Origin of the sequence: Mycobacterium sp. (assembly GCF_039583805.1) — a bacterium.
Classification (GTDB): domain Bacteria; phylum Actinomycetota; class Actinomycetes; order Mycobacteriales; family Mycobacteriaceae; genus Mycobacterium.
Genome location: NZ_JAVKSH010000125.1, coordinates 2449 through 9837 on the forward strand (window position 1 = coordinate 2449; position 7389 = coordinate 9837).

At 71.0% G+C, this 7389-nt stretch carries 6 protein-coding genes; 3 read left to right on the plus strand and 3 right to left on the minus strand.

What is annotated here, in order from left to right:
* Positions 1-94 precede the first annotated feature (94 nt).
* Positions 95-1570 carry an acetyl-CoA acetyltransferase gene (locus ABDW21_RS14840; protein WP_343710640.1) on the plus strand — a complete coding sequence of 492 codons (1476 nt, stop codon included), beginning with the start codon at positions 95-97 and terminating at the stop codon, positions 1568-1570.
* Between the two features lie 80 nt (positions 1571-1650).
* Complete coding sequence (locus ABDW21_RS14845) at positions 1651-3750, plus strand: NAD-dependent epimerase/dehydratase family protein (RefSeq protein WP_343710641.1); 2100 nt, start codon at positions 1651-1653, stop codon at positions 3748-3750.
* Here ABDW21_RS14845 and ABDW21_RS14850 read toward each other — a convergent pair.
* Both ABDW21_RS14850 and ABDW21_RS14855 read right to left on the minus strand, forming a co-directional pair.
* Positions 3743-4975 (minus strand): FAD-dependent oxidoreductase, encoded by a 1233-nt coding sequence (locus tag ABDW21_RS14850; RefSeq protein WP_343602721.1) that lies wholly within the window; start codon positions 4973-4975, stop codon positions 3743-3745. The genes ABDW21_RS14845 and ABDW21_RS14850 overlap by 8 nt on opposite strands.
* A 9-nt stretch (positions 4976-4984) precedes the next feature.
* Positions 4985-5116 carry a hypothetical protein gene (locus tag ABDW21_RS14855; RefSeq protein WP_343710642.1) on the minus strand — a complete coding sequence of 44 codons (132 nt, stop codon included), beginning with the start codon at positions 5114-5116 and terminating at the stop codon, positions 4985-4987.
* A gap of 114 nt (positions 5117-5230) precedes the next feature.
* Here ABDW21_RS14855 and ABDW21_RS14860 point away from each other — a divergent pair, with 114 nt between their 5' ends.
* A complete protein-coding gene (locus ABDW21_RS14860) occupies positions 5231-6499 on the plus strand; it encodes a glycosyltransferase (RefSeq protein WP_343602720.1) in 1269 nt (422 codons plus the stop codon).
* Between the two features lie 46 nt (positions 6500-6545).
* Here ABDW21_RS14860 and ABDW21_RS14865 read toward each other — a convergent pair.
* Positions 6546-7389: GAP family protein (locus tag ABDW21_RS14865; RefSeq protein WP_343710643.1), on the minus strand; the 844-nt coding region annotated here is incomplete at its 5' end.

Consider the following 7389-nt stretch of genomic DNA (forward strand, 5'->3'; position numbering starts at 1 on the left):
TAGGATCACCCGCGAGCGTGCACACGCGCACACCGCTCGGCGGCGTGTCGGGCGCAGGCGCGCACGCTCGCGCCGGAGTGGGAAGGTAGCTGTCATGCCCGTCAACCCCCGCACGCCAGTGCTGATCGGCTACGGCCAGGTCAACCAGCATGACAGCAGCCCCGACATCGAACCCGTCGACCTGATGGTCGCGGCAGCCCGCGATGCCGCCGACGCCCGGGTGTTGGAGGCGGTGGACTCGATCCGCGTGGTGAACCTGCTGTCGGCGCAGTACCGCGACCCGGGCCTGCTGCTGGGCCAGCGCATCGGCGCCGACGACCCCGCCACCCGCTACAGCGGTGTGGGCGGCAATGTGCCGCAGTCGCTGGTCAACCAGGCGTGCCTGGACATCCAGCGGGGCCGGGCCGACGTGGTGCTGGTGGCCGGCGCGGAAACCTGGCGCACCAGGATGCAACTGCGGGCCCAGGGCAGGAAACTCACCTGGACCCGTCAGGACGAGTCGGTGCCGATCGCCCCGGGCGGCGACGAGCACGTGCCGATGGCCGGGCCGGCCGAGGAGCGGATCCGGCTGGACCGCCCGGCGTACGTCTACCCGTTGTTCGAGCAGTCGCTGCGGATCAGCAGGGGAGAGGCGGGCGAGGACCATCGGCGGCGGATCGGCGAGCTGTGGGCGCGGTTCAACGCCGTGGCCGTCGAAAACCCGCACGCGTGGATCCGCACCCCGGTCAGCGCCGAGGAGATTTGGCGGCCCGGCCCGGCGAACCGGATGATCAGTTGGCCCTACACCAAGCTGATGAACTCCAACAGCATGGTCGACCAGTCCGCCGCGCTGGTGCTGGCGGCGGCGCAGACCGCGACCCGGTTGCAGATCCCGGCCGAGCACTGGGTGTACCCCTATACGGGCACCGATGCGCACGACACCTATGCGATCAGCGAGCGGGCCGAGCTGCACCGGTCGCCCGCCATCCGGATCGGCGGCGCGCGGGCGCTGCAGCTGGCCGGTGTGGGCATCGGCGACGTCGACTATCTGGACCTCTACTCGTGTTTCCCGTCCGCGGTGCAGGTCGCGGCCGCCGAACTGGGACTGCCCGTCGACGACCCGAGCCGGCCGCTGACCGTGACCGGCGGTTTGACCTTCGCCGGCGGCCCGTGGAGCAACTACGTCACGCATTCGATCGCGACGATGGCCGGACTGCTGGCCGCCAATCCGGGACGCCGAGGTTTGATCACCGCCAATGGCGGCTACTTGACCAAACACAGCTTCGGCGTGTACGGCACCGAACCGCCCGCGTCGGAGTTCCGGTGGGAAGACGTGCAGGCCGCGGTCGACTCCGAGCCGACCCGGCGCGCGGCGGTCGAGTGGGAGGGCGTCGGCGTCGTCGAATCGTGGACGACCCCGTTCGACCGGGACGGCCGCCCGGAGAAAACGTTCCTGGCGGTTCGCACCCCCGACGACGCGCGCATCCTGGCCGTTCTACCCGATGGCGCGGCGGCCGAGGCCACCGTGCGCGACGACGTCGCCGGCGCCAAGGTCGCCGTGCACGCCGACGGCACCGCCATGCTGGTGTAGGTCGATGCCAGGTCGCGGGCAGAAGGAACCTGCGGGCCCGCTGATGCGCCTATTGTCGAAGTACAGGGAGGTGAGCCCGCGTGCAGGTCCTGGTAACCGGCGTCACCGGTGTGCTCGGACGGGCCGTCGCCCGCCACCTGGTGGCCGCCGGCCACGCGGTCAGCGGCGTAGCCCGCCATCCGCACCCCTACCTCGATGCCGGAGTCGAATTCGTCTGCGCACCGCTCGGCGGCGCCGTGCTGAAGCAGCTGGCCGACGAGTCCGATGTGGTGGTCCATCTCGCCCCGATTGAACCCGGTGTGCCGGGCAGTGCGGGGATCAACAGCGTCGTGCGCGTCGCGCATGCGGCTGCGCGCGCCGGCGCGCGGCTGATCGTGGTGTCGCAGGCCGCCGGGCAGGCCGAGCTGTACCGGCAGGCCGAGGCGCTGGTGTCCACCGGGTGGGCGCCGAGCCTGATTGTCCGGACGGCGCCGCCGGTGGGTCGCCAGCTCGACTGGATGGTGAGCCGCACCGTGGCCGGCCTGCTGCGTGCCAACGACCTGTCGCGGCCGCTGCGGGTCGTCCACGTCGACGACCTGGTCCGCTTCGTGGCGCTCGCGGCGACGGTCACCACCACCGGGACAGTGGACCTTGCCACGCCGGACACCACACACGTGGTCACGGCGCGCCGGCTGCTGCAATCGGTGGACCTGCCGCCGCGTCTGCACCGGCTGCGCGACTGGCCGGAGCTGATTCCGGACATGGATCTTTCAGCGCTGCAGGAGGATTGGCAGTTCGAGTTGGGGTGGCGGGCGACCGACGCGGTGGCCGACACCGCGCGTGGGCTCGCCGGCCGCAGGCTTGGTGCCAACGGTGCCACCGACTTGCCGGGCCGTCTGCCGCTGCCGCTGGAGGTCCCCCCGCGTACGGGTCCGGTCGACGGCGCGGCGCTGGAATGCGCGGCACCCGACGGCCTAGAAGCCGAGTTCGACGATCGGATCGACCCCCGGTTCCCGGTCTTCAGCGCAGCACCCCTCGCCGGCGCACTACCGGGACCGCTCACCCCCATGACGCTCGACGTCCAGCTGGCCGGCCTGCGTGCCGCCAACCGGGTGCTGGCCCAGGCGATGGCGCTGGGCCCGGTGGTGGCCGGCGAGTGGGAGAACCGGGCCGTGGCGGTGTTCGGTCATCGCCCGTACGTCGGGGTGTCGGCGAGCGTCCTGGCGGCCGACCAGCTGCCCGGCTGGGACGCGCGCACCATCGTCGGGCGGGCGTTGGGGGAGCGGCCGGCGGGCGACGTTGTCCCGCCGGGCCGCCCGCCGTTGTCCGGTGGGCTGCCCGGAGCGGCCGGCAAAGCCGTCGTCGGCACCCGGTCGTTGGCCCTGGTGCGCCACCTGAAGGCCGAGACCCAGGCCTACACGGCGGCCGCGACGGCCGAGCACCTCGACGCCTCGCAGGTCACCGCGCTGACCGATGCCGCCCTGGAGGTGCGGATCGGGTTGCTGAGAGCACGTATCCACCAGGGCTGGGCGCTCACCGCGCTGTGGGTGATCGACAACGGCGTCACCGCGGCCGCTCTGGAGCGCACCGGTGCGCCGACCGCGATATCCGGGCTGGGCGCGTTGGTGGAAAGTCAGCGCATCGCGGCCGAGGCCGTTGCGCTGGCCGACGTTCTGCGCGGTGACCCGAAGGCACTCCAGCTCGCCGCGCACGGCGATGTCGACGGTGTGCGGGCGCTGTCGCCCCGCACCGCCGCTGCGGTCGACGCGGCGCTGGCCCGGATCGGCCATCGCGGGCCGGGGGAGGCCGAGCTGGCCAACCCGACGTTCGGCGACGATCCGGCGCTGCTGCTCACCACCGCCGCGGCGACACCGCACGAATCGGCGCCGGATACGCCCGGCAAACTGGCCGAGCGTCTGGCCGCCAAAACTCGGCTGTCGCGGGAGCACGCTCACGACGTCACCATGCGGTACACCCATGAGCTGCGAATGGCGTTGCGCGAGTCCGGTCGCCGACTCGTGGGCGCAGATCTGGTCGACAGCGCCGACGACGTGTTTTACCTGACCTGCGACGAGCTGCTCGCCATGCCCGCCGATACCCGGCTGCGGATCAAACGCCGCCGCGCCGAGCGGGAGCGCTTGCAGGCGCTGCGCTTGCCCGATGTCATCGACCGGGCCTGGCGCCCGGTGACCGTCAGCTGAGCAGCTCGCCCAGGGGCGCCTGCGGATCGGCAAGCCGGTCCGGGTCCACCGGGCGCCGCGACCTGATCAGGCCTTTGACGTCGTCGAGCACATCCCAGACGTTGACGTTCATGCCGGCCAGCACCCGGTTGTCGGCATCGAGCCAGAACGCGACGAATTCGCGCCCGTCGACGTCGCCGCGGAACACCACCCGTTCGTGTGCCGGAGCGTGGCCGGCGTATTCCATGCCGAGGTCGTACTGGTCGGTGAAGAAGTACGGCAGCTCGGTGTATTCGGCCGACTCACCGAGCATCCCGGCGACGGCGACCGCGGGCTGCTTGAGCGCGTTGGCCCAGTGTTCGGTGCGGATCCGGGTGCGCAACAGTGGATGCTCGGCCGCGGCGATGTCGCCGACGGCGTAGACGTCGGGATCGCTGCTGCGCAGTGACTTGTCGACGAGCACCCCGCCGTCGCCCGTCGCCAGGCCGGCGTCGCGCGCGAGTTCGATGTCGGGTTTCGCGCCGACGGCCACCAGCACCGCGTCGGCGGCCACTGTCGACCCGTCGCCCAGCCGCAGCCCGGTGGCCGTGCCGTGCGTGGTGGCGATCTCCGCGACCTGCGACTGCAGCCGCAGGTCGACGCCGTGGTCGCGGTGCAGCGCGGCGAACACCGCGCCGGCTTCGTCGCCCAGCGCGGCCAGCAGCGGTTGTCGCGCGGCCTCGACGACGGTGACGTCGACGCCGCGCTGGCGGGCGCTGGCGGCCACCTCCAGCCCGATCCAGCCGGCGCCCACCACCGCCAGCGACGACCCCGGAGCCAATGCGGAACTCAGCACCGACGCGTCGTCGACCGTGCGCAGATAGTGGACTGCGGCGGCGTCGGATCCCGGTATCGGCGGGCGCCGGGCGCTCGACCCGGTGGCCAGCAGCAGCTTGTCGTAGCCGACGGTGCCCCCGCCGGGCAGCGCAACGGTGTGCGCGGACGGGTCCACCGCCCGAACCCGCACACCCAGCCGCAGGTCGACGTCGTGGTCGCGGTACCACTCGGCGGTGTGCACGGTGAAGTCGTCCGGCGACTTCGTGCCGGCCAAAAACTCCTTCGACAGCGGCGGCCGCTCGTAGGGTAGCCGCTGCTCGTCGGCGAACAGAACGATCTGCCCATCAAATTCCTTGTCGCGCAATGCTTCTGCTGCTTTGGCGCCGGCGAGCCCGCCGCCGACGATGACGAATGTGGTCGAGTCAGCCATCCCCAAAGGCTACCCAGTAATGACGCCGGCGGTGTCGCCGGCTGCGGCAACCGCGTTCGGGTGGATCGCCTGCGCCGGCTCGGTGGCGCCGTGATCGTCGGCGGCCGGCGCGAGAAGGTCGTCAGCACACGCGGTGCCCATCGAGACACACGCGACGGCTGCGGGGTTATGCTGCGGGGCGGCCGAGCCGGGGACGCGAGGCTTCCGTTGTCATTTCGCAGAACGCGCGCGGGACGTGAAAGGCCAGAATCCGCGATGAAGTTGGTGCTGACCTTCTATGGGACTCGCGGCGACGTCGAGCCCGGCGTCGCCGTCGGCCGCGAACTGCTGCGCCGGGGGCACGACGTGCGCATGGCCGTCCCGCCCGACCTGGTTGGCTTCGCCGAGTCGGTCGGGCTCCCGGCGGTCGCCTACGGGCCGGACACGCGGACGTGGCTGGAAGCGACGCGAAACTTCTGGACGCGGTTCTTCCGCAACGTCTGGAGAATCCCGGATCTGATCGACTCGTGGCGAGAATCGCGCGAGTCCGGTACCCGAAGCTGGGCGGAGATGAGCGCGACGCTGACGTCGCTGGCCGACGGGGCCGACCTAATATTGACCGGTCTGAGTTACCAGGAGCTCGCCGCCAACGTCGCGGAGTATCACGACATCCCGTTGGCCACGCTGCATTGGCTACCGATACGGGTCAACGGCCACCTAGTCCCGGTCCTGCCGCCGGCGGTGATCCGCTCGGCGATGACGGTGTACGAGTGGCTGGTTTGGCGCGGGGTGAAGAAGGTCGAGGACGCGCAGCGCCGCGAGCTGGGCCTGCTGAAGGCCACCGGCCCCGCGCCGCGGCGGATCGCCGAGCGTGGATCGCTGGAGATCCAGGCCTACGACGAGGTGTGCTTTCCCGGGCTGGCCGACGAATGGGCGACGTGGAATGGCCGGCGGCCGTTTGTCGGCACGCTGTCGATGGAGTTGCCGACGGATGCCGATGACGAGGTCGCGGCGTGGATTGCCGACGGGACACCGCCGATCTACTTCGGGTTCGGCAGCATCCCCGTCGCATCTCCGGCCGACACGATCGCCATGATCGCCTCGGCGTGCGCGCAGTTGGGCGAGCGGGCGTTGATGTGCTCGGCCGCCACCGACTTCAGCGACGTCGGTCATGCCGAGCACGTCAAGGTGGTGGGCGCGGTGAACTACGCGGCGATCTTCCCCGCCTGCCGCGCGGTCGTGCACCACGGCGGCGCCGGCACCACGGCCGCCGGCCTGCGCGCCGGAGTGCCCACGTTGATCCTCTGGATGGCGGACGTTCAGGTGATGTGGGGCGCTGCGATCAAACGGCTGAAAGTGGGCACAGCCCGGCGTTTTTCGAGCACTACCGAGAAAGCGCTGGTCGCCGACCTGCGCCGGATTCTGGCCCCGCAGTACCTGGCCCGGGCCCGCGAGATCGCCGCCCGAATGACCAAACCCGGCGATGCCGTTGCGGCCGCCGCCGACCTGATAGAGGATTCCGCCCGGCGCATGGGCGGCGGCTGATCGGCGACGGACGCGGCGCAAGGCGACCAGGCCCTCGGCCGCCCGCTCAGGGGCGTCCCATGCCCTGGACCAACATGGCGACCCCGATCACTGTGCACAGGGTCAACAGGATCTTCCGGCGCTGAGCCAGCGCCCAGTCGTGCACTCGTCGCAGCACCGCCTGGGTTTGCACCGGCGCGGCAAGATGGCTGACGAGGGTGAGCTCGGCAACCACCAGTACCCCGACGATGAACACGATGGCGGCGCTGACCTGGGCGGCGACCTCGGCTCCCCTGCCCACGATGGTGGTGAGGACCAACAGAACCGTCACCGGTGGCGGTACCGCCAGGAGGCCCATCACCAACACGATCCACAAGGATCCGCCATCCCACGCGGTGCGGGCGCGGCCGAACCCCCGCCAGACCGCAGATTTGCCCTTCGCCGGCTCAGGCTGCGCGCGGTCCGGCGGCGGCCCGATCATGGTCGGTCCGCTCGAGGCCATCACCCGAGTCGACGTGGCGCCGCTCGGTGCCGGCACCTGCTCTCGACGGCGTGCCCAGAAGCGGACCGCCATGAAGGCGGCGGCCGACAGCGCGAGCACGCCGGTGCCGAATTGAACGTGCCGGATGATCGAGCGCGCGAACGAGGCCGGAGTGGCCAGGTCGTGTGCAAAAGTTCGGACGAACGGTACGACGTGCAAGAACGTCAGCAGAATCAGCATGTAGGAGACACCCGCGATCACGGCGCCGACCCAGTAGGTAATGAGGTTCTGCAGGGGCCGCGACCGCGAGGCCACGAGAAGAGTGACGCCGATGCGCACCGGATCGAGCCCGGTCAGAATTCCCAGACCCAGCACCATACTCCACACGACCGGAAGGCTACCCTGCCCGTTTTTCTTGGCTGAAGCGTGT